Source organism: Kytococcus sp. HMSC28H12 (assembly GCF_001816045.1).
Classification (GTDB): domain Bacteria; phylum Actinomycetota; class Actinomycetes; order Actinomycetales; family Dermatophilaceae; genus Kytococcus; species Kytococcus schroeteri.
On record NZ_KV824618.1, the window covers coordinates 1 to 814 of the forward strand.

1 protein-coding gene, 1 pseudogene and 1 riboswitch are annotated in these 814 nt (G+C 76.8%); the gene and the pseudogene both read right to left on the reverse strand.

Annotation, left to right across the window (positions count from 1 at the left end):
• A partial coding sequence (locus tag HMPREF3099_RS09885) for an FAD-dependent oxidoreductase (protein ID WP_141762117.1) occupies positions 1 to 397 on the reverse strand: 397 nt, incomplete at its 3' end.
• 4 nt (positions 398 to 401) lie between these two features.
• Positions 402 to 486: riboswitch (TPP riboswitch) on the reverse strand.
• A 12-nt stretch (positions 487 to 498) separates the two neighbouring features.
• Positions 499 to 814: pseudogene (locus tag HMPREF3099_RS09890) on the reverse strand (23S rRNA (uracil(747)-C(5))-methyltransferase); the annotation flags it as partial.

Consider the following 814-nt stretch of genomic DNA (forward strand, 5'->3'; position numbering starts at 1 on the left):
CCAGGGGCGCGGCCTCGAGACCGGCCGCCCGAGCGGCGTCGGCCAGGTGGGTGGTGCGGGCCAGGTCGTCGGCGCCCAGGGCCACGTGGAGGGTGCCGGCGGTGCGCAGGTCCAGACCGATGCCGGTCTCGGTCTCGAGCGCGGCGGCCTCACCGGGCCAGCGCCCCATTGCGTCGAGGGCGAGCGCGTGCACCTCCGGCTCGGTGGTGCGGAACTCGCTGGTGGGTGCCAGCATCCCGGCGGCACGGTGCGCGGCACGGAGGTGCTCCCCGGCATCGACGAGGACGACCCGGTGGTCGGCCGCCAGCAGGCGCGCGGTGGCCGCCCCCACCGGTCCGCCGCCGAGCACGACGACGTCCGCCGGCCCCTGGGGCTGCTGCTGGATGGCGCTGTGCACGCCGACCTCCCTCCGCCGGTACGACCCGGATCAGGTGCGACGGTCGGCGATGCCTCGCCCTCTCAGCCCGGCTCCAGGGCTCCCGTGGTTCGGCCAGCACCCTAACGCGGGCCCAGCAGCACCAGCACCTCGGCGTGGTCGGTGTTGGGGAACATGTCCACCAGCCGTGCGGACAACGGCTGCCAGTGCGGCATCGCCGCCAGGTCGGTGGCCAGCGTGACGGGGTTGCACGAGGAGTAGACGAGCGTGCCCGTGGGCGAGGCCGGGTCCGCGGCGGCCGAGAGGCCGTCGAGCAGCACCGGCAGGTCCGGCCCCAGGCCACGCCGCGGCGGGTTGACCACCACGGCCTGCGTGGCCCCGGCCGCGGCCACCACCGCCGCGGGGTCCGAGGCGTCGGCCACCACGAAGCGTGCCCCC